The 22,967-nt window shown below is 32.4% G+C and carries 22 protein-coding genes; 14 read left to right on the forward strand and 8 right to left on the reverse strand.

Going from position 1 to position 22,967, the window contains the following annotated elements; genetic code table 11:
• Positions 1-5: 5 nt before the first annotated feature.
• From PYW31_RS03605 to PYW31_RS03620, 4 genes are read right to left on the reverse strand one after another with little or no spacing between them, the layout of a single operon-like run.
• The gene (locus tag PYW31_RS03605) at positions 6-1,109 is read right to left on the reverse strand and encodes a mannitol-1-phosphate 5-dehydrogenase (protein ID WP_046837855.1); all 1,104 of its coding nucleotides are present in this window, start codon (positions 1,107-1,109) and stop codon (positions 6-8) included.
• Positions 1,109-1,543 (reverse strand): PTS mannitol transporter subunit IIA, encoded by a 435-nt coding sequence (locus PYW31_RS03610; protein WP_046837854.1) that lies wholly within the window; start codon positions 1,541-1,543, stop codon positions 1,109-1,111. Before PYW31_RS03610 ends, PYW31_RS03605 begins: the two co-directional genes overlap by 1 nt.
• A 6-nt stretch (positions 1,544-1,549) precedes the next feature.
• Positions 1,550-3,595 (reverse strand): BglG family transcription antiterminator, encoded by a 2,046-nt coding sequence (locus PYW31_RS03615; RefSeq protein WP_046837853.1) that lies wholly within the window; start codon positions 3,593-3,595, stop codon positions 1,550-1,552.
• Between the two features lie 37 nt (positions 3,596-3,632).
• On the reverse strand, positions 3,633-5,186 hold the full coding sequence (locus tag PYW31_RS03620; RefSeq protein WP_046837852.1) for a PTS mannitol transporter subunit IIBC: 1,554 nt from the start codon (positions 5,184-5,186) through the stop codon (positions 3,633-3,635).
• A gap of 662 nt (positions 5,187-5,848) precedes the next feature.
• Between PYW31_RS03620 and glmS the strand changes: the two genes are divergently transcribed.
• The 4 genes from glmS (at position 5,849) to PYW31_RS03640 (ending at position 9,949) form a co-directional block, all read left to right on the forward strand.
• The gene (glmS, locus tag PYW31_RS03625) at positions 5,849-7,654 is read left to right on the forward strand and encodes a glutamine--fructose-6-phosphate transaminase (isomerizing) (RefSeq protein WP_046837851.1); all 1,806 of its coding nucleotides are present in this window, start codon (positions 5,849-5,851) and stop codon (positions 7,652-7,654) included.
• 189 nt (positions 7,655-7,843) lie between these two features.
• Entirely contained in the window at positions 7,844-8,200 is a 357-nt protein-coding gene (locus tag PYW31_RS03630; protein ID WP_046837850.1) for a DUF2200 domain-containing protein, read from the forward strand.
• A 40-nt stretch (positions 8,201-8,240) separates the two neighbouring features.
• Positions 8,241-9,023, forward strand: a complete 783-nt coding sequence (locus PYW31_RS03635) for an ABC transporter ATP-binding protein (protein ID WP_046837849.1) — start codon at positions 8,241-8,243, stop codon at positions 9,021-9,023.
• A 68-nt stretch (positions 9,024-9,091) separates the two neighbouring features.
• Positions 9,092-9,949, forward strand: coding sequence for an HAD family hydrolase (locus PYW31_RS03640; protein ID WP_046837848.1), 858 nt, complete (start codon positions 9,092-9,094; stop codon positions 9,947-9,949).
• Between the two features lie 272 nt (positions 9,950-10,221).
• Here the strand turns inward: PYW31_RS03640 and PYW31_RS03645 are convergent, their stop codons facing one another.
• Positions 10,222-11,337 carry a hypothetical protein gene (locus PYW31_RS03645; RefSeq protein WP_046837847.1) on the reverse strand — a complete coding sequence of 372 codons (1,116 nt, stop codon included), beginning with the start codon at positions 11,335-11,337 and terminating at the stop codon, positions 10,222-10,224.
• A gap of 131 nt (positions 11,338-11,468) precedes the next feature.
• Between PYW31_RS03645 and PYW31_RS03650 the strand changes: the two genes are divergently transcribed.
• Positions 11,469-12,200, forward strand: coding sequence for a metallophosphoesterase family protein (locus tag PYW31_RS03650; RefSeq protein WP_046837846.1), 732 nt, complete (start codon positions 11,469-11,471; stop codon positions 12,198-12,200).
• Between the two features lie 87 nt (positions 12,201-12,287).
• On the opposite strand, the gene czrB is transcribed toward PYW31_RS03650, so the two are convergent.
• Both czrB and PYW31_RS03660 read right to left on the reverse strand, forming a co-directional pair.
• Positions 12,288-13,244, reverse strand: a complete 957-nt coding sequence (gene czrB / locus PYW31_RS03655; RefSeq protein WP_046837845.1) for a CDF family zinc efflux transporter CzrB — start codon at positions 13,242-13,244, stop codon at positions 12,288-12,290.
• 22 nt (positions 13,245-13,266) lie between these two features.
• Positions 13,267-13,563 carry an ArsR/SmtB family transcription factor gene (locus tag PYW31_RS03660; RefSeq protein ID WP_046837844.1) on the reverse strand — a complete coding sequence of 99 codons (297 nt, stop codon included), beginning with the start codon at positions 13,561-13,563 and terminating at the stop codon, positions 13,267-13,269.
• Positions 13,564-13,730: 167 nt separating this feature from the next.
• On the opposite strand from PYW31_RS03660, the gene PYW31_RS03665 reads away from it, so the two are divergent.
• The 9 genes from PYW31_RS03665 to PYW31_RS03705 all read left to right on the forward strand — a co-directional run bounded on the left by PYW31_RS03665 (position 13,731) and on the right by PYW31_RS03705 (position 22,002).
• On the forward strand, positions 13,731-14,387 hold the full coding sequence (locus tag PYW31_RS03665) for an SDR family oxidoreductase (protein WP_046837843.1): 657 nt from the start codon (positions 13,731-13,733) through the stop codon (positions 14,385-14,387).
• Positions 14,388-14,516: 129 nt separating this feature from the next.
• Entirely contained in the window at positions 14,517-15,215 is a 699-nt protein-coding gene (locus PYW31_RS03670; RefSeq protein ID WP_046837842.1) for a FadR/GntR family transcriptional regulator, read from the forward strand.
• Between the two features lie 614 nt (positions 15,216-15,829).
• Positions 15,830-16,771, forward strand: coding sequence for a type I phosphomannose isomerase catalytic subunit (locus PYW31_RS03675; protein ID WP_046837840.1), 942 nt, complete (start codon positions 15,830-15,832; stop codon positions 16,769-16,771).
• A 20-nt stretch (positions 16,772-16,791) separates the two neighbouring features.
• Positions 16,792-17,019 (forward strand): hypothetical protein, encoded by a 228-nt coding sequence (locus PYW31_RS03680; protein WP_046837839.1) that lies wholly within the window; start codon positions 16,792-16,794, stop codon positions 17,017-17,019.
• Positions 17,020-17,257: 238 nt separating this feature from the next.
• Positions 17,258-18,238, forward strand: a complete 981-nt coding sequence (locus tag PYW31_RS03685; protein ID WP_046837838.1) for a YeiH family protein — start codon at positions 17,258-17,260, stop codon at positions 18,236-18,238.
• Between the two features lie 72 nt (positions 18,239-18,310).
• Positions 18,311-19,681 (forward strand): EVE domain-containing protein, encoded by a 1,371-nt coding sequence (locus PYW31_RS03690; RefSeq protein WP_046837837.1) that lies wholly within the window; start codon positions 18,311-18,313, stop codon positions 19,679-19,681.
• 428 nt (positions 19,682-20,109) lie between these two features.
• Positions 20,110-20,493, forward strand: coding sequence for a thiol-disulfide oxidoreductase DCC family protein (locus tag PYW31_RS03695; protein WP_046837836.1), 384 nt, complete (start codon positions 20,110-20,112; stop codon positions 20,491-20,493).
• An 18-nt stretch (positions 20,494-20,511) separates the two neighbouring features.
• Complete coding sequence (gene rbsK / locus PYW31_RS03700; RefSeq protein ID WP_046837835.1) at positions 20,512-21,375, forward strand: ribokinase; 864 nt, start codon at positions 20,512-20,514, stop codon at positions 21,373-21,375.
• A 180-nt stretch (positions 21,376-21,555) separates the two neighbouring features.
• Complete coding sequence (locus PYW31_RS03705) at positions 21,556-22,002, forward strand: Dps family protein (protein ID WP_046837834.1); 447 nt, start codon at positions 21,556-21,558, stop codon at positions 22,000-22,002.
• Positions 22,003-22,180: 178 nt separating this feature from the next.
• Here PYW31_RS03705 and deoD read toward each other — a convergent pair whose 3' ends face one another.
• A complete protein-coding gene (deoD, locus tag PYW31_RS03710; protein WP_046837833.1) occupies positions 22,181-22,891 on the reverse strand; it encodes a purine-nucleoside phosphorylase in 711 nt (236 codons plus the stop codon).
• Positions 22,892-22,967: the final 76 nt, after the last annotated feature.

A 22,967-nucleotide genomic window follows, 5' to 3' on the forward strand; every position in this document is an offset into this window, starting at 1 on the left:
ACTTGTTATAGTACATTATATTCTTTAACGATTTCAGTCGCTAATTGATCATCTATCTTAGCGTAATTTTTTAAGAATGCTTCGACACCATGAGCGTTAATATAATTATTTTTTTCAACAGTTTCTTCATCATTTGTATCATCATATTTCAATAATAATGCTGCTGCTTTTACTAAGCCATCATGTTTTAAGTTGTTTTTGTATAAATAATTTAATGGTTTAATAATACGGTCTTGTGGACCAATTTTACGAATAGAACCACGTCCTACACGCGTCACTTCATCAGAAAGGTTGGCATTTTTAAAACGATCAATAATTTTTTCGACATATTGTACCTGCTCTTGTTCTGTAAAGTTAAACTCACTTGTGATGTACTGACTTGTTTCATTTAATACATTTTGTAAACCATATCTGATATTTTCATCATTTACTGCTTCTAAAATCGTTGTTTGATTATGATAGCTTCCTGCATAGGCAAGGTAAGCATGTCCTGTATTTACGGTTAAAAGTTTTCTTTCAATGTAAGGCGTTAAATTATCAACATACTTAATGTGATTTAATTCTGGACCGAACCATGCATCTTTTTCAACCACCCATTCATAGAAAGGTTCAACCATTACATCTAAAATATTTTCATTTGTTTGTAATGGAACGATTCGATCAACAGCTGAATTGGCAAAATGAATATGATCACCGAGAGGCCCAGTTAAATCTAAAATTGCTTTTTTCAAAGTGTTAGTTGCCATAATTGCATTTTCACATGCAACTATATTTACAGGTGTTTCCTTTTCTTTTAAATAGGAAGCAAAAGATTTAGCGATAATTGGTAAAATATTAACGCCCACAGCAGTTGTAATTAAATCAGCCTCTAACACAGCTTGTCTCAAGCTATCAGAAGGCGCTGCTGAATTAATGGCATCAACATTGTGTACACGTGTTGTTGTATGTGCTTCATCAGCTAAAATAACGTCATATTCATGTACTTCATCTAATTTATTAATAATATCGGTATTAACATCTGCAAAAGTTACTTTCACATTGTTGTCAGCTAATATATAACCAATAAAACCTCGACCAATATTTCCAGCACCAAAGTGTAATGCTTTCATTATGCATCAGCCTCCTCAAAGACTTGTTTAATTTCTTCAGCAGACGAAGCATTTACGATACGCTCTACATTTTCTTCTTCGCTAAAAGTGATTGCGATTTGTGAAAGTAAATCCAAATGCTCACCATCTTTACCAGCAATACCTACAACAACTTTCACTTCTTCGCCGTCCCAGTCAACGCCTTCAGGTATTTGGATTAAAGTAAGTCCAGATTTTAATACACTTGTTTTAGCTTCATCAGTACCATGTGGGATAGCTAAGCCATTGCCCATAAATGTAGTCACTATTTCTTCACGGTCTTTCATTGCTTGAATATATGCTTCTGTCACAGCACCACTTGATACTAAAGCTTGTCCTGCTTTTTCGATTGCTTCGTTTTGTGTTCCAACTTTTTGGTTAATAAATATATTTTCATTACTGAATAATTCGCTCATTTTTCTTCACTCCATGTTTAATTGATTTTTTAAATGTATTAGATAATGCTGTTTCAACATATCTTTTAGTTGTTCAGGGTGTTTCATAAATTCATCAATTTGCTTTAAATGTTCTACCATGTCTCCAGATATATCACTGACAAGACTAGCCAAATAATCATCAGGGGGTATAAACATATTCAACAAATATTTTATCGATTGATTGTCATTTTGATTACTTTTAAGCAAGATGGGTTCATTCAAAATAGTAATTAAAATAATAGGTTTTTGAATGATTTCATGCTTTAAATGAGGTATAGCTATCGGATAAGGTTCTAGGACAAAACCTTGTTTATCTATACAATCTTTAATAAGTTCAGCGAATGACGAGTGATGATGAATGATTTCATATGATATAAGTTTGTCAGTTAAATAATTGGACAAGTCAGATATACTCGTATAATCAATATATACAGAATCTATAAGTTCTAAACCTTTTCTAATGTATTTAAGTTGATCCTCAGGAGCTTTAATATGTTGTTTGATATTTTCAATTTCTGAACCTGTCGTTGCTATTGAATCTTTACGCATATTTAAAAATGCAGCTACATGGTTAATATCTGAATCTGGCAATAAAGGGTTCACAGTTAGATAGGGAACAGTTATGTCTAAATCAACGGTTGAAATAATAGCATCGTATTGTGATGTATCAATTTCAATTAAGTCACCTACAGATGCTTGTTTAGGATGTTGTATTTCGCTGAATGTTTGTTGTAATCGTGTAGCGAGTAGACGACTTGTGCCAATACCACTACTACAAACAACTAATACTTTATAGTTGTTTGTACTTTGACTTTGAATTGCACCCCCAAAATGCAAGACGATAAAAGCAATTTCACTATCTGGGAAAACAAAGTTCGGCCAAGTCTGAATGAGACCTTGGTGGACACTTTCGAAAAGGCTAGGGTATTTATACTTAATCATTTCTGTTAATGGATTATATGTTTCAATATTAGCGTTCAAACGATTAATTGCAGGAATAATATGGAGTCTTAAACCTTCTGTTAAGGTTTCTAAATCGTTAAATTTATGAGATGAATTGTTAATAACAAATTGTGTGAACTGATTGATTTTATTCTCATCTTTTTCATCTTTCTCATCTTTAAATATATCGTCAGACTCTTTTCGTTTGGCGCCACGTAAGTGAATGGTAATGAAAGTAACTTCAGCTTGATTAAATTGAACATCATAGATGTCTTCTAAATGTATAGCTAAAGCATGTGCAACTTCATGTTCAAATGAATCTTTAACACTATTATAGATATCCTCACTAATAGAGACATACTCACCATTTAACATACGATCGATACTTAAGACGATGTGGACAGTCAAAGTGAGATAACTTGATTCAGTTAATGCGTATGGAAGCTGGCCTAAGTGATCCATAAGTATGCGCTCGACTTGGAAAATTTTGTCCATATCCACCATAGATAATTGAGAGTGATTTAAGGACTGATACACAAAATGATTTTCAATAACAGAATAAACACTTGTACTATTTAAATTATTAACCATAAGTTGACTTAATAACTCACGTTTTTTTGACTCAGTTCCTTCCAAACGAATGCCTTCACCACGTTTTTTATGAAGCTGCAATTGATATTGGTCGAGCTCATAATCTAATTCATCTAGTAATTTAGCTAATGTTTGTGTAGATACACCAATTTCCTGTGCCAAGCCATATTGTTTAATCGGTTCTTTAGCTTGAATTAAACCATATAAAATAATTACTTTTTGTTCTTCATGAGATAAGTCAATTGTATTTTGCTTGAGCAGCATATTTTTGAGTGCAGTAATAGCTTGTTCATCTCCATCAAATTGTATGCCTTTTTTTGTTACGCGTTCTAATTTGATATTAAATGAATTAATATAAGACTCGATAGATTTTAATTCCCTATGAATAGTACGAGAGGATACAGCTAAGTATTGAGCAATGTCATAAATTTTGACATATTGACCGTGATACTTAATTAACATTTCGATAATTTCTTTTTCACGTGTACTCAAAAACATAGCCGGACCCTCCCGTATCGTTCTATTTTAATGTAAATTAATTTTCTTCATTTTTTAGATTTTCTAATAGTTCGTCATATCTTGGTGAATTCAAGAAATTATCAACAGAGATATGAATTGCACTTGGAACTTGTTTGATTGCTCTATCTGTTAGTTTTTTCTGTGTGATAACAAGTTGAGCATCACTTGGTAATTGATTAATTGCTGTATTAGTCACATTTACATCTTGTATGCCTGCTTTTTTAAATTTATTGCGTAACATGCTTGCACCCATAGCACTAGATCCCATACCTGCATCACATGCGAATATCACATGATTTACTTTACTATAATCATGCGCATGGACATTTTCTGTATCATAATCATCTAATATGTCTGCATCATTATTTGCATCGCTATTTGAAGTTTCATCGGTAGCTGTGCCTGTAGTCGCGCCAGCAGTTGTTGTAGCTTTACTATCTTCTTTCCCTGATAACTTAGAAGCTACACTTGATTTTTTACCCTTTGTTGCTTCCATCTTCTCAGTAGCCGCTTCTAAATCTTCTTCGGGTTCTTTTGTGAATTTTAGGATAATAGCAGCAACTATAAATGAAACGAGAGCCGCTAATAATACACCTAAAATCATGTGGAAGAACTCTCCTTTAGGGGCATTAAGAATATAAACTATGAAAGACCCTGGTGAGGCAGGGCTCTTGAATCCAAAGTCAAAAAGTGAAAATGTAGCAACACCTGTCATACCACCTAAGATTACAGCAATGAATAATAGCGGGCGCATTAACACATAAGGGAAGTAAATCTCATGAATACCACCTAAGAAGTGTATGATACCAGCGCCGTATGATGTTGCCTTGGCAGTCCCTTTACCAAAAATCATATAAGCTACTAAGATACCTAAACCAGGTCCAGGATTTGATTCGATTGTATATAAAATAGATTGACCTGCTGAAGCTGCTTGATCAGCACCGAGCGGGGTAAACACACCATGGTTAATCGCATTGTTTAAGAATACGATTTTTGCTGGTTCAACAATGATACTGACTAATGGAAGTAAATGCGCATGTACCAAAGCCTCAACAGCTACGGATAAGATATGCATAATAAATTCCATTATTGGTGCTAAAACTTTAAATCCAATAATTGTCATGATAAAACCTAAAATACCAGCTGAGAAATTATTGAATAGCATTTCAAAGCCTTGAGGCGTTCTTGGTTGAATAAAGCCATCGACTTTTTTCATTAGCCACCCTACAAGTGGTCCCATGATCATTGCACCAAGTAACATTGGGGTATCTGGTAAGGCAACGATAACACCCATTGTTGCTACAGCAGCAATAATACCACCGCGCATTTCATGTATAAGGCGACCACCACTGTATGCGATAAGTAATGGAATTAAGTAAGTGATCATTGGTCCAGCTAACTCACTTAAATCTTTATTTGGCCACCAACCACCATCAATAAATATCGCTGCAATAAATCCCCATGCGATAAAAGCACCGATGTTTGGCATAATCATACTACTTAGGAAAGAGCCGAATGCTTGAACTTTACGTCCAATACCGTTTTTTTCTTCAGTTTGAGTTTGTGACATAATTTGCACCTCTTTTTCTCTTTTATTTGTAACTTCATTGTATGGTTGTTCATCTAATTTAACAACTTAAAGTAATTTCAATTTTGTCACAATGTTTTTGACAAGTTTATGACTATAGTGACCGAAAAGAATTAATATTTTGCATAATATATACGATAGTAAAAATTTTAAAAGATTATGAACACGAAATTAATATATTATTTGCAATAGATATATTAAACATTGTACAATGGGTTGTATTGAAGGAAGGGAGGTTAATTAACAAGCGAGTTCAATTAAAGCGCCTGTACAAGTGAAGAGGTTATATGTTTAAAATTTAAGGTTTATAACAGAAATCTTAATAGACATCATATCGAAGCTTGTAGACGAGGAGGATAGTTATCGAACCATCGGCGGATGCTATCCCGGATGTGGCTCATTCGAGAGCTTATTAAGTAAAACATTGGGGCAACCTAGTGCACAAAGTTAATAAGATAGCCAATAATTAAATAAAAATACTATTATAAGGTGAGAGGGATAGCTGCATGCTTTTTTAGACAGGACTTTCCTATTACTTAACAATAGGAAGCGGTCTGTCTAAAATAGGGCTATGCTATTTAAAAACAAGTTCGTTTACGCTGAACGTAGAAACCCAATCACCATAACATTGGAGGAAATTATAAATGTGTGGAATTGTTGGATATATCGGGCATGATAATGCTAAAGAATTATTATTAAAAGGTTTAGAGAAATTAGAGTACAGAGGCTATGATTCAGCTGGTGTAGCAGTAGTCAATGATGAAGGTACATCTGTATTTAAAGCAAAAGGTCGTATTGCTGAGCTTAGAAAAGTTGCTGATAGTGATGCAACAGATGGCAGTGTAGGCATCGGTCATACACGTTGGGCAACACATGGTGTTCCAAACTATGAAAATTCACACCCACATCAATCATCTTCAAATCGTTTTACACTTGTACATAACGGTGTAATTGAAAACTATGAAGAACTAAGAAATGAATATTTGAGTGAAATTGCATTCCAATCAGAAACTGATACAGAAGTTATTGTACAATTGGTCGAATATTTTTCAAATGAAGGACTTCCAACTGAAGAAGCATTTACAAAAGTAGTATCATTATTGGAAGGTTCGTATGCGCTTGGTTTAATCGATAGTGCTGATCGAGATACAATCTTCGTGGCTAAAAATAAATCGCCGCTATTAATTGGTGTTGGTGATGATTTCAATGTTATTGCTTCAGATGCAATTGCGATGTTACAAGTAACTAATAGATATAAAGAAATCCATGATCATGAGATTGTTATCGTTAAACGTGATGAAGTTATCATTAAGGCTCAAGATGGCAGTGTTCAAGAAAGAGATGCTTATACAGCGCAAATTGATGCTTCTGATACTGAAAAAGGTGTCTATGATCACTATATGCTTAAAGAGATTCATGAGCAGCCTGCAGTAATGCGTAGAATCATTCAAGAATATCAAGATGAAGATGGTAACTTGAAGATGGATGCGGATATTATTAAGGATGTAGCAGAAGCAGATCGTATTTATATTGTTGCAGCTGGAACAAGTTATCATGCAGGTTTAGTAGGCAGAGAGTTTATTGAGAAATGGGCTGGTGTTCCTACAGAAGTACATGTAGCCTCAGAGTTTGTCTATAATATGCCGTTACTTTCAGAAAAGCCTTTATTCATTTATATTTCACAATCAGGTGAGACTGCAGACAGTCGTGCAGTATTGGTAGAAACTAATAAATTAGGTCATAAATCACTAACTATTACTAATGTGGCTGGCTCTACACTTTCTCGTGAAGCTAATCATACATTATTGTTACATGCAGGTCCTGAAATTGCTGTAGCTTCTACTAAAGCTTATACAGCACAAATTGCGGTATTATCAATACTTTCACAAATCGTTGCACAAGAGCACGGTAGAGAAGCAAATATTGATTTATTACCAGAATTAGCAAAGGTAACTACAGCAATTGAAGCTATTGTTGATGATGCAGACATTATGGAACAAATAGCTACTGATTTCTTAGCAACAACACGTAACGCATTCTTTATCGGTAGAACAATGGATTATAATGTGAGTTTAGAAGGCGCATTAAAACTCAAAGAAATTTCATACATTCAAGCAGAAGGATTTGCTGGTGGTGAATTGAAACACGGTACAATCGCGCTTATTGAAGAAGGTACACCAATCATTGCTTTAGCGACACAAAAAAATGTTAATCTTTCAATCAGAGGTAACGTGAAAGAAGTTGTGGCACGTGGTGCAAACCCTTGTATTATTTCAATGGATGGACTTAACAAAGAGGGCGACACTTATGTAATTCCACATGTACATGAGTTATTAACACCGTTAGTGTCAGTTGTCACAACACAATTAATTGCTTATTATGCTTCATTACACAGAGATTTAGATGTGGATAAACCACGTAACTTGGCAAAATCAGTTACTGTAGAATAAATCTATTTTGTAACAGGTGTTGGATATGACAGTTCATATCTAACACCTGTTTTTTAGTATATATTCTATTTACTAAGATGAAGATATAGCTGTATAATGCTTAGACAAATTATTTTCAAATGACAAAAGATTCTATTATGCTTAAATTATTATATTATAGGTCTTATGGAAGATAAAGGGGAAATGATAGTGACTAAACCAAAAGTATATACAATGGCGTTCAGGTCCGTGTATCCTCATCTTATAACTAAAGTTGAGAAAAAGGGAAGAACCAAAGCAGAAGCAGATTTATTAATTCGATGGATGACTGGATATTCCCAAAAACAGATAGATCAAATGTTAGAAGATGATACAGACTATGAAACATTTATTGTGAAAGCGCCACAGTTAAATCCAGATAGAAATAAAATCACTGGTGTCATTTGTGGTGTTCGGGTAGAAGATATGGAAGCATCAGTTATGAAAGAAATTCGTTATTTAGATAAAATAATTGATGAATTAGCAAAAGGCAAGGCGATTGAAAATATCATGAGAGAAGATAAATAGAAAATATCGTGCAAGTACAGTTAGGAAAAGGGGAATATGGATGCTTATTGATTTAAAGCATATTGCTAGAAGAAAGCAAGGGAAAGAAATAATTAAAAATGTAAGTTGGCAAGTCAATAAAGGTGATAAGTGGATGTTATATGGGTTAAACGGTGCTGGTAAAACGACATTGCTTAATATTTTAAATGCATATGAACCTCATACTTCAGGTGAACTTACATTATTTGGAATGCAACCAGGTAAAAAGGGCTATTCTGCGGATAATGTACGCGCGCAAATAGGATTTGTGTCGAATAGTTTAATGGACCGATTTCAAGATGGGGAAATCGTGATAGATGTAGTTATAAGTGGCATATTTAAGTCTATAGGTATTTTCCAAGAAGTGCATCAATCATATATAGATATGGCTAAAAAGTATTTGGCACAAATGGGTATGTCAGATTTTGAAAATCAATATTATGGCTATTTATCTACAGGAGAAAGGCAAAAAGTACTTATAGCAAGAGCGTTGATGGGTAGCCCACAATTACTTATTTTAGATGAACCGGCTTCAGGATTAGATTTTATTGCGCGTGAAGATTTATTAAATGCGTTAGATTCACTTTATAAACAAAATCCACAACTAGCAGTGATTTATGTTACCCATTTTGTAGAAGAAATAACATGTAGTATCCAAAAAGGTTTTTTATTAAAAGATGGTAGCTGTTATAAGCAAGGGGATTTAACTTCAGTCCTTAATAGTAATACATTGAGTGAATTTTTCAATAGAAATGTATATGTTAATAATCAAAATCAACGTTATTCATTATTTTTACAGGAATAGTGCATTGCAGAAATGAAAAGATAGTGCAATAATTTAATACGATAATATGTGATGGGGGACTTATAGAAATGGATAATGTTAAAGCAATATTTTTAGATATGGACGGTACAATTTTACATAAAGATAACCGTGTAGATATAGAGACAGTAAAAGTCATCAGTCAGTTGAGAAATCAGGGTTATAAAGTATTCTTAGCTACTGGAAGAGCGCATGATGAAATACATTATTTAGTACCTGAGTCTTTTGAAGTAGACGGTATTATTAGTTCAAATGGTACATTAGGTGTAGTTGAAGAAGAAACGATATTTAAGCATAGTTTATCTTATAATACAGTGCTTGAAATCGTGAAACGTGCAAAACAACAAGCAATTTATTATGAGGTATTTCCCTTTGATAGACAGCGTATTGTACTTAAAGAAGATAAAGCATGGGCTGAAGAACTATTTGAAGCTAATACACCACCTGGAAAAGTTGGTGAGAGCGAATGGACTTCAAGAAAAGAATCTATTGTGAAAAAAGTTGATTGGGAAGATAGCATACCCGATAGTACTTTTTCTAAAATATATTTATTTTCACCAGACTATGATAAGATTACAAATTTTCGTAATCAATTAATCGAAGATGAAGTGGCACTACACATAAGTGTTTCTAATTCATCACGCTTCAACGCTGAAACAATGGCATTTGAAGTAGACAAAGGTACTGGTATAAAAGAAATGATAGAACATTTTGGCATTCGACAAGAAGAAACATTAGTTATTGGTGACAGCGATAATGATAGAGCGATGTTTGCATTTGGTCATTATACGGTTGCTATGAAGAATGCAAGACCCGAAATACAAGCATTAGCCAAAGATGTTACTTCATTAACAAATGAAGAAAATGGTGCTGCAGCATACTTAAGTGAACATTTTATAAATAACTAAGTATTTTAGTGTAGTTAATTTAAAAATTAAGAAATTAAGCCAAGTTACAGTGTTACAGTTAACCTATTGTGACTTGGCTTTTATTATTTAGACAATATTTTTTAAGAAGATTTCTATTGATTAATATAAAGTATGATATGAAATACGTTTATAATCGATAGAGAAGCTGCTAAATTGAACCATTAATCATAAAAGGTATAATTATCCAACATATTACAAAAAGCCAATGTAGCTATTCTATGAGCTACATTGGCTTTTATAAAATGAACAGGTTATTTATCTGATTTATTAAATTGATCTTTTAATTCTGAAGATTTGTTTTGTACATCATCATTTTTATCATTTAAATTAGATTTAACATTATTTTGTACATCTTCTTTTTTATTATTCAAATCTGACTTTTCAGTTTGATTTGAAACACTGTTTTTAACTTTTGATTGTTGTTCGGATTGATCTGTTTTTTTATCTTTTTTGTTTTCAGTAGATGTGATAGGTTCACCATCGTTATTATAATATTGAATGATAGCTAACATATTTGTATAGTAAACAGCTAATCTAATGAGTACAACAAGCACACTTACAATGTAGATGATTGTTAATGCAACTTTTTGTGAAATGCTACCAGTGCCAATTGAAATCAGTTGACTTACTGGATTAGCAAGAATAATTACAAGTAAATTTAATAACAATAATCCAATGAAGAATTTGAACCATGTTTTTCTACCATTTTTAATACCTTTAAATCCACGTTTGATACATCCCCAAGCACCTTTATTAGGGTCTTTAATGAATGCTAATGTGAAGTTGATAATTAAAATAGTAATAAACCAATAAATAAATGATTGAATAAACACGACTAAAGTTGCTGCAATAATTTGTAATGTCAATGAAATGCCAAGCGCATGATCAGAACTACTTAAAGGACCTTGTAACGCACCAAATAATTGAGCAATACCTAGATTTAGTAATTTAGATAATAATATATTAACTACTAATAGAAGGATTATAAATATTAAGGCGAATAAAGATAGTTTTAAGCTTTTAGCATATTTTCCTTTTTTAAATGTTGAAAATAAATCTTTAAAGTTTACCTTGTCTTTATTTATTGCTTTGTCTATAGTGTAGATAGTTCCTGATATTAATGGATAGCCAATAAATACAAAGAACAATAATGGAACAAGTAATGTTAGGATTAATATAAATATTGAACCTACGATTGATTGTTGCATAGCCATAGCCATAGCGAATTTATATAGCGCTGGTTGAACTGGCATAAACGTCAATATAGTTAAAGCAAATAATATGACAAAACTTACTATTGTAAAAAGTAAAATTTTAGCATGTTGTGGTTTAGCATTTTGTAAAGCTAGTTTATGAAATTTAAACAAATTTTAAGCACTCCTTTTTAGTGATAAGATTACGATATCAGAAAATTAAAGATTTTAAAATTAATAGGTAACAAAACAGCAATAAAATGTTAAAATATCGGAATGAACTCAAGTTGAAAGGAGATATCATCATGAAATTTGCAATAATTACTGATGTCCACGGAAATTTTGATGCCTTAGAATCAGTTTTAGATGATATTGATAGAAGAGAAAAAATCGATAAAATTTATAACTTAGGCGATAATATTGGAGTCGGACATGAAACGAACAAAGTACTGGATGCTATCTTTGATAGAGATGATATGGAAATTATAGCAGGTAACCATGATGAAGCAGTGATGTCGCTCGTCAATGAAACACCCTATCCAGAAGATTTAAAAGATAAATTCTATGAACATCATCAATGGATTGAAAGTCATTTAGATGAAGATTATTATGATAGATTAAATGGCTTATCACGTGTCATGGAGCTGACATTGAATAATAAAAAAATATTATTTATTCACTACGAAATTCCTAATGAGAAATTAGAGACACCAATTGATGGGCAACCATTTAGTCCAATTGTTGAGCCAAGTGAAGAAAATGTTAAAGCGTTATTTGCTGATAAAAATGCGGATTTAATTGTATTTGGACATAATCATACTGTACATTTATATGATGACAAATCAACTGTTTATTTCAATCCTGGATCAGTAGGATTAAATAATGGCGCATATGCAGTGTATGGCATTGTAACAATTGAGGAAGATGAATTTTCATTTGAACGTGTGAAAGTACCTTATGATAATGAAGAATTCATAAGAGGATTTAATGAGAAACAAGTACCAGCGAAAGAGCTCATATTTGATAAATTTTTATAACAGAAAACTGTTAAAACTAAACTAAGCACCGTATCATTTACTTTAGATGATACGGTGCTTAGTTGTTTAAGATTTAGAATAAAAAGGTTAATGGGCATGGGCATGTACATCAGAACCTTTATCAATAGATGAACATAATGTTGCATTATCATGCTGATGTGCGTTTGTTTCTAATTGGATGGTCATATGTTGAATATTTAAATGTTCTAACTTATGCTCTAGTCGATTTAAGAGCACTTCGCCCTCTTGGATAGACATAGTATCAGCTACAACAGCATGACAGCTTAAGGCGTTCATTTCATTTGATATTGTCCATATATGGCAATCATGTACATTTTCAACCTGGGGCTCATCAATAATTGTAGAAATGACTTTAGACAAATTGACGTCACTTGGTGTACCTTCCATTAATATATTTAAAGAGGATTTTGTGATACCCCAACTACTTTTTATAATTAGAATAGAAACAATGATACTTGCTATAGGATCAGCAATTGTAAAATTAAATCCCCAAATGAGTAAAGCAGCAATAATTGCACCCACTGAACCTAATAAGTCACCCATAACGTGAAGGAAGGCACCTCGCATATTAATATTATGAGAGGTATCTCCGCCTTTAAACATTAAAGCGGCAACTATAATATTTATAATAAGTCCAAGAAGACTAATGATGAACATTTCTGTGGACTTAACATCTTCTGGTGTAAAGAAACGTCCAATAGCTTCTACAATTATGACAACCCCTATAACGAATAAAGTAATGCCATTAAATAGCGCGGCAAGTATTTCAAATCTTTTATAACCAAATGTTTTAGATTGCGTTGCATGCTTTTCGGCATATATAAAAGCAAGCAGAGCAACGCCTAATGAAATTGTATCGCTAAACATGTGTAAACCATCAGATAACAATGCTAAACTGTTGGCAACAAAGCCGCCGATAATTTCAACAATCATGAATATACCTATGATTAAGAAACTAATTAGTAATATTTTTTTGTTATTTGTGTGTACATGACCATGATTATGGTTGTGTTTTTCAGTCATACGAAAAACCACCTTTCTTAGCTTATTTATGAGTGGCGTGATGTATCGCTTGTTTTAACAAAGTTGTTACATGTGTGTCATCTAAAGTATAAATCATAGATTGTCCGTCACGTTTTGACTTAACTAAATGGGCTTGCTTTAATAAACGCAATTGATGTGAAACGTTAGATTGACTAATATCCAAAGTGTGTGCAATATGACCAACACTACATTCTCCATGTGATAATAAATGCATAATTCGGATACGATTCCCGTCGCTTAAAGCCTTGAAAATTTCAGTTACGCTATCAATCGTTTGTTGATCAAATGAATCATCCATATCGAGACCCCCTACATATTAATATATGAACATTTATTCATATGTTAATATGTAGGGCGGAAATTGTCAAATTAAGCTATGAGATTGTATATACGAGCACTTTGGTTTGAATATCCTATAAAAGTGGTAAACTTTAAATATCAATATTATTAAGGAGGTAAAATTTTATGAGTATTTTAGTTATTGGAGCCAATGGTGGCGTTGGCCAGCATTTAGTAAATCAATTAAAAGATAGCAATGAATCTTTCACTGCAGGTGTGAGAAAAGAAGAACAAGTCAAATCTTTAAAAGATAAAGGTATTGAAGCTACTTTAATTGATGTAGAAGCTGATGATTTAGCTACACTTACAGAAAAAATTAAAGGCTATGATAAAGTGATCTTTTCAGTAGGATCAGGTGGAAGTACTGGTGCAGATAAAACAATCAGTGTAGATTTAGATGGTGCAATTAAATCTATCAAAGCAAGTGAAGCAAATCATGTGAAACAATATGTGATGGTTTCAACTTATGATTCTAGAAGAGAAGCATTTGATGCAAGCGGAGATTTAAAACCATATACGATTGCAAAACACTATGCCGATGAATACTTAAAACAAGCTAATATACCATACACAATTGTGCATCCAGGCGGCTTAACAGATGAAGCGGGTACGAATAAAATTGAAGTGGGAGCGTTTTTTGAAGGACGAGGCACTATTCCACGAGAAGATGTAGCGACAGTACTCAAAGAAGTAGTTACTACAGATTATTTGCTTAACACAGAGTTTCAAATCATTAGTGGAGAAGAAGAAATCACTAGTGCTTTAACTAACTTTACAAAATAAGTAAGTGAAACTTATTTAAGAGCCAATTTACATTTGTATGTAAATTGGCTCTTTTTTAATATATATGACTTTTACAATAAAATAATGGTATAAATTTGATACAATAGTACATATCGTTTGGAGGTAATCATGAAAATTTCAAACAAAAAAATTTATGAACAAGTTGCAGATATTATATTAGAAAGTATTAAGTCAGGTGAGTACAAGGTAGGAGATAAATTACCTTCTATTCAAAAGTTAGCTCAGACTTATGGGGTAAGCGTGGCATCGATTAGGGAGGCGTTGAATGCGCTACGAACAATAGGGGTTATTGAGTTAAAGCAAGGATATGGAACGTTTATCAAACAAATTGAACCTAAATTCTTTGAATTAGGTGATAAATTTAATTCCGTAGTACAAATTAAAGAACTACTAGAGTTAAGAGAAATTGTAGAAAGTTCTACAGTTGAAAAGGCTGCCATAAATCGAAGTGAAGAGGATTTAAAGAGGCTGGAAGAAGCATTAAATGAAATGGGAGAGGCTGTCACAGATGGGACTTCAGGTGAAAAGGCAGACTTAAGGTTTCATTTATTAATTGCTAAAGCAGCGCAAAATTCCCTATTAGTTGAATTGTTAAATAATATTTCAGGACTGATGAAAGATTCTATGGAAGAAACACGTAAAATATTTATCTATAGTGCTCAAAAAACAATGCATAGATTACATGAAGAACATGTAGCTATTTATAATGCTATTCTTGAGCAAGATAGTAAACGTGCTGTTAAGGCTATGCAATCTCATTTGCTAGAAGTCAAAGTAACAATTTTAGCAAATTTTAAAGAGCAGTAATACAATAATAAAATGCCATTTCAAAATATAAATTGAAATGGCATTTTTATAATTGTATAGTTAAAGTATGTTAGCTTGGGTTGAAACTAAGTGCTGCAATGGAGTTAAATGGGAGCACAGCAAATTAAAAAAGCCCAAACTTTTCCGGAGTTTGGACTTAATAGCAAATTTTATATTTTTGAAAAAGTACTTAACCTTTTTCAAGTGTATAATTCATCATGTAATTACCTTATATGTAACACGAGTAGAGCACGTTTCCGTAACTCTTTTGTCATTATACTATTTGAAGTAATCATTTGGCAAGATAAATTTAAAAACAATTTAAAAACTAATCAAAAACAATTTAACAAATATATTATTGTAATTTGTATATATGAGGTTGGGCGAAACTAATGTAAGAAACCGTCATATGAGTGTGGTGATATCATCAAGGACAGCATAAGTTATTAAAATCTCAATATATACTTTCATAGTAAGTTTAAATCTATGATACAATCACAATAGTTCAGAAAAACATAAAAAATACATAGATACATAAGCAGTGACTTGTATACGATAAAAAAATAGATAAAAAGTAAAGTATTAATCAACTTAAGAATTTGGAGGTGTGATTCATGGCGTTATTTTTGAAGCCAATATTTCATGAAAAAATATGGGGTGGTAGCAGACTTAAATCGTTTGGCTATAATATCCCTAGTGACAATATCGGAGAAGTGTGGGGCATATCCGCACATCCCAACGGTAGCTGTGAAATATTAAATGGACCATATCAAGGGCAAACTTTAGATCAAGTGTGGAATGAACATAGAGAATTATTTGGAGATTTTCCGAGTAAGGATTTTCCTTTAATGACTAAAATAGTAGACGCTAAGAAAGCATTATCAGTTCATGTACATCCTGATGATGCATATGCTTATGAAAATGAAGCAGGGCAATATGGTAAATCAGAGTGTTGGTACATCGTGGATGCTGAAAAAGACGCTGAAATTATATACGGTCTTAATATAGATACTAAAGAAAATGCAATAGATAAACTAAATGAAGCACAATATGAATCATCAATGTTTAATAAAGTTAAAGTTAAGCCAGGAGAGTTTTATTTCATTCCTGCAGGGACGATTCATTCGATTGGTGCTGGTATACTAGTATATGAAACAATGCAATCTTCGGATGTAACATACAGAGTATATGACTATAATCGAGAAAATGAAGCGGGTCATACACGTCCCTTAAGCCAAAGCAAAGCAAAAGATGTGATTGAAGTCTCTAATGAAAGCATCAATATATCAACCGATACAGAAATTGTTGAAAATCATAAACGGATACAGTTAGTATCTAATGATTTTTTTACTATGGTGAAATGGGAAATTTCAGGTACATTAAATTATATGAAACCGAGAGAGTTTGTGTTAGTTTCAGTACTGAAAGGACAAGGTCAAGTTATAGTAGATGGTGAAGTTTATACATTGAATAAAGGCCAAAATTTTATTTTAACTTCAGAAGATTTAGATACAATTTTTGAAGGTGATTATGAATTGATAGTAAGTTACTTATAGTAAAAGGAGGGTCATAAAAAATGTATAAATTTTTGTATATATCATTAATATGTGGAATTATATCTGGCATAGGCATATTTCTGAAAATACCTGATTATCCTTCGCTAGCATTTCCAATTACGATTGGTGTACTTGGCATAGTTACAGCACTGATTACAATTCCTGACAAAGAAATAAGTGGTTTATTAAAGTTAGGCGGCGTATTAATTAATTTTATGCCAATCATGGGCGCTTTGACAGTAGCCTAATAGTTAAATAAAAAGTATCTTTACATACGTGTAAAAGATACTTTTTTTATGAGTTGATTTTCTTATGTCATTCTAAGCATTATGAAACAGTAGGAGGATTAAATATTTGAAATAAGCTCAACAATCTTAATTGATGACAAGATAATCAATAAAATAAAATTAAATAACATGCTATTTATCTATGCAGTTTATTTAAATAAAAATATGGTAAAATGGAATTTGAATTGGAGGTGGAAAGGTGAATAAGACTAGAGGAATTATCATGACCTTAGTAATCGCAATGGTTGCAACAATATTAGGGAGTAAATTTCCAGTAGTAGGTAGTGCAATTTTTGCGATTGTTATAGGTATCATTATTAATAATTTGTTTGTGATCCCTAAAAAATATGAAGCGGGCATCCAATTCAGTAGTAAAAAAATCTTGCATTATAGCATTGTAGTATTAGGATTTACATTGAGTTTTCACTCTATAGGGGCGATAGGATGGAAGTCACTTCCAATTATAATTATCACATTAGGCGCAGCATTTCTTACCGTTTATTTATTGATGAAATGGTTGAGGACTAGTGAGAATTTAAGTATTTTAATAGCTGTAGGAACATCTATTTGTGGTGGTTCAGCTATTGCAGCAACAAGTCCTGTAATTAAAGCTAAAGAAAGTGAAGTTGCTTTGGCGATTGCCACAATTTTTTTATTCAACTTAATTGCAGTGTTCATTTTTCCGCCGTTAGGACATGTTCTAAATATGGGGGAAGTAGCATTTGGATATTTTGGAGGCACGGCTATTAATGATACTTCAAGCGTAATAGCAGCGACTTCAAACTATGGTAATACAGCATTAGAAACTGGTGCAATTACAAAATTAACGAGAACTTTAATGATAATACCAGTTGTATTATTCTTTACATACAGAACTATTCGTCAAGCACGATCAGAACAGTCTAAGATAGCAGTGAAAAATGTATTTCCTTGGTTCATAATGTGGTTTGTAGTAGCATCACTGATTAGTACAATTTTAAACTTTTCCCCTACAATAATTAATATTTTTCATCAACTTTCCTTGTTTTTAATTACTATGGCAATGGGCGGCATTGGATTAACAGTTCAATTTAGACAGTTTAGACAAGCCGGTTTTAAACCGCTATTTATAGGTTTAATCACGTGGATTGTAGTTATTGTAACAAGCTTACTTACTATGAAATTAATAAACTTATTGTAATGATTGTTACATAAGTACTTTTTGCATATAATAGGAAAGATAGAATTTTTACATGAGATAAGGAGTATCTAAATGGCAGAGGAAATAAGTTATTTTTGGTTGAATTGCGGATATAATCGCTGGAATCATAACGAATCTTTAGTTGGGCAAGAGACATTATTTGAATCAGGTGCACAATTTAATCCTTCACAAGGTTTCAGATCTTTCAAACAAGCTAAAGTGGGAGATCGTGTTATCTTTTATCAAGTCCAAATGGATACTGGTTTATTAGGGTGTGGTGAAATTACCAGCGTACAAACGGGTGCTCAAAATAAAATTCGTGTGCAATTTCAATTACAAGAGGAACTTAAACCATTAACAACAGACTATTTAAAACGAAGTGAACAATTAGAGTTTAGAATAAGAAATATGAAAGAAACATTATTTAATGAAATATCACAGGACGAATTTGATTTAATTGTCCGTTTAGGTAAAGGTGAGGCTAAGATACCTAGGTATTTCTTCATAGCTGAAGAAGTAGAATTTGAGCCGAAATCTTATAATACGATATATACACATACTTATAATGGCATAAAACGTAATGGGTACCATTTTTATACTCAACTTGAAATTGGTGACCAAATCATTTTTTATAATAAAAAGCGGGACCAATCTGTAATTGGCGTTGGTGAAGTAAGCCGACATATACATGAAAAAGCCCCAATTCCGGGTAGAACAAACAGCACAGCTATCGAAGTGTATTTTGAACAAGAAATTGATCCCGTATCATTAGGGACATTAAATAAACATCCAAAATTAAAAAATTTATATTACTTGCAAGAGAATGCCAAGCAAGCAATAGCGAGTATGTCACAAACTCAATTTGAAGCAATACTTGAAATGAGTGAAAATGATGGATTGAAATCTCAATTTGAGGCTGTTAAGAGTGATAATATCATTGATAAACCTGACGAAGATATCAAACCATTTATATTACTTTTGGTAGATAAAGGTGAGGGCTTAAAAGCTGCTGAAGATTTATTGCAAAAAGCAAATGCCAATCCAGTTATTATTGCGGGACACCCGGATTTCACTGAGAACATGCTTTATGGTAAATATTTACCTAATGAAGCTGGCGCACTGTATTACAGAGAAGGATTTATTACAAGTCTAATGCCACGCAAAGATAAAAGCCATTTAGTTATAGATAATTTTAACCGCATTGATCCAGATATATTCCAAACGTACATTAACGTTTTAGAAGGTTACGAAATGACTTTACCACGTTATAATAAAGAAGGTAATATGATTAAATGGTCAAGGAAAAAGGATTCATTCTATCACTTTAATCCTAATTGGCATATTGTAGGTATTACTTATGATGATTTGAATGAAATTAAACGTAAGTATACAGAACAATTTTTAAAATATGCGCGAATTGTAAAAGTGAATCAAGACGTATAGTGAATGAATAAAAATTACTCAATTAATTCATTTTGGAGCTAGAACTTCAAAACACCGCCAAACTTAATTCGTTTGGCGGTGTTTTTTAAGATATTCATACTTGTAAGCATTTTGCCCTATGTTTGAAATCCAGTATATATAGTGGCTATAGTACCATATTGAATTTCAAGTAATGTGCTATTTATAGAAGATAAAAGATAGAAATATAATTTCATCTGGTTTCCAACTTCGTACATAGCTAAACGCTTCTAATTTTTCATAACATTTTTTATAAAATGTAGTGTATAGTAATATTTGTTGGAAGCGCATACTTTTATAAGGGGTTATATGATTTATTTTGGTGAATTTAGGATATAATATATAGAGAGACTGAACATATTCGAATCTTAAAAGAAAGAAAATTTTATACTGTTAGGATGTGTATTGATATGCCAATTATTTATTATGATGGTACTTGTGTTTATTGCTATAATTATGCGATTTGGCTCATCAAAAATGGGCTATCAAGTCGTTATCAATTTGCACAATTACAAGGTGAAACAGCACAAAACTTGTTAGAAAATTATCCAGAAGCACGTCAATATAATAGTGTGATATTACAAGAAGGAGATCATTTACAATATAAGTCAGATGCGATTGCTACTTTAATTATGTCACTGACAACTTATAAATGGCTAGGTATATTACTAAAATTGACGCCTAAAATTTTAAGAGATTTAGGATATAATTTATTTGCAGATAATAGAAATAGAATGTGGAAAACACATTGGCATAAGCCTAATGAATATGAAAAAACATTTTTTATTGACTGAATAGACGGAGGAAGCAAAATGGGAAATATTATTGTAGTCGGCAGTGCGTCCATAGACTTAGTAGTGAAAACAAACATGATACCTAAAGCGGGTGAAACGGTGATGGGAGATACATTTTTTACTACACCTGGTGGAAAAGGGGCTAACCAAGCTGTAGCAGCAGCACGTTTAAGTGATAACGTATATATGATTGGTGCAGTAGGTGAAGATGAATATGGAAAACAGATTATTCGAAACTTAGAACAAAACAATGTAAATACAGATTATATAGATATAATAGAAAATGAAGCATCTGGGACAGCTCATATTACATTATTTGAAGATGATAACCGTATTATAGTTGTACCGGCTGCTAACAGTTATGTTACAGCTGATAAAGTATTACCTAAGTTAGAGCATTTTAATGCTGGAGATATTATCGTCATGCAACATGAGATACCTGAAGAAACAATAGCAGCGGTAGTTAGTTTTGCAGAGAAACATGATATGAAAGTCATATTAAATCCTGCACCTTATCGTAAGCTTGATCATGACATTATAGAAAAAGTGACTTGGGTTACGCCAAATGAATCAGAAAGTGAATTATTATTTGAAAATCAGGTGGATAAAGCATTAACAAATTATCCTAATAAATTGATAGTCACAAAAGGCGCATCAGGAGCGGTTTTCTATAGCGATTCTCAACGGCTTGTAGCAGGTTATAAGAAAGAAGTCATTGATACTACTGGGGCTGGAGATACATTTAACGGTGCATTGGCAGTGGCACTAATTGAAAATAAAACACTTGATGATGCAGTTGCATTTGCAAATTTAGCGGGCAGTTATGCTATAACAGGATTAGGTGCGCAAAGCGCTATGCCATACAGAAAAGACTTAGATTAACGATGGATAATCAGGGTATATATTCAATGTGATAGCGCTAGTTCTTAATTTAAAATAATTCTAATTTAGAGAGCTATCACCCTTTACAGATTATAATTATTATTATATAATAATTAATGTAATCAAGAACATGAGTTGTTTTTTCGAACTAACAACGAAATTTAAAGGAGAGATTTAAACATGGCAAAAAATGAAGACGTAGTAGTAGTATTAAATCAACAAGTAGCAAACTGGACAGTAGCGTTCACCAAATTACACAATTTTCATTGGTATGTTAAAGGGCCAAATTTCTTCTCTTTACACACAAAATTTGAAGAGTTATATGATGAAGCAAGCCAATATATAGATGATTTAGCTGAACGTATTTTAGCAGCAGGAGGCAATCCTGTAGCAACTTTAAAAGAAAGTTTAGAACTTTCAATTATTAAAGAAGCTGGCAAAGGTTATAAAGCTGAAGAAATGGTAGAAGAATTATCTAAAGATTTCACAAATGTTTCAAAACAATTAGAAGAAGCAATAGAAGTAGCTTCAAATGCTAATGATGATGTAACAGAAGACATGTTTATCGGTATGCGTACTAATATTGATAAACATAATTGGATGTTAAAATCTTATTTAGGACAATAATACGAGATATAATAAAAGAGGACTAGATTTAAAAATCTAATCCTCTTTATAAATACATATAGCGTATGGATCAACCAACTTAAAAGATAAACTAAGAAAACACTATGTATAAAATTAAGCCGGTAAAGGGTTTCCTTTACCGGCTTTTGTATTCCCAAAATGTTATAAATGACGAAAATTATTCAGCCATTTCAAGTGCGATTTCCATCATTTGAGTAAACGAATTTTGACGTTCTTCTGCAGTAGTTGCTTCATTACGCAAAATATGATCACTAACAGTAAATACACCTAACGCTTTTTTGTTAGCATACGTAGCATTTAAGTATAAAGCAGCAGATTCCATTTCTATTCCTAATATACCCATGCGTTGCCATCTTTCATTAAATGTCTCATCTGCATTATAGAAAGTATCAGAAGATAAAATATTACCTACATGTGTAGTTGCACCAATGTCATCAGCCTTTTGTTTAGCTTTCAAGATTAAGTCAAAATCAGCTAAAGGAGCAAAGTGGCCAGGGATATTATATTGATCTACATAACTAGAGTTCGTAGAAGCACCTTGCGCTATAATAATATCGTAAAGATTAACATTGTCTTGTAATGCACCACAAGATCCGATACGGATAATAGTATCAACATCAAAGAAATTGTATAACTCATAAGAGTAAATACCAATACTTGGTATACCCATGCCAGAGCCCATAACTGAAATTTCTTTACCTTTATATGTGCCAGTATAACCAAACATATTTCTTACTTCATTAAATTGTTCAACATTTTCTAAATAATTATCGGCTATGTATTTTGCACGAAGTGGATCTCCCGGCATCAATACAGTCTTTGCAATTTTAGTCCCGTTAGGTTGAATATGAGGTGTACCTTTTGTCATAATCATCTTCTCCTTTAAATTCTTATCAATTTAAAGATAACATTTGTTTATTATTTTTGCGAATTTTTGTAGTATA

The sequence above is a fragment of the Staphylococcus succinus genome, assembly GCF_029024945.1.
GTDB lineage: Bacteria > Bacillota > Bacilli > Staphylococcales > Staphylococcaceae > Staphylococcus > Staphylococcus succinus.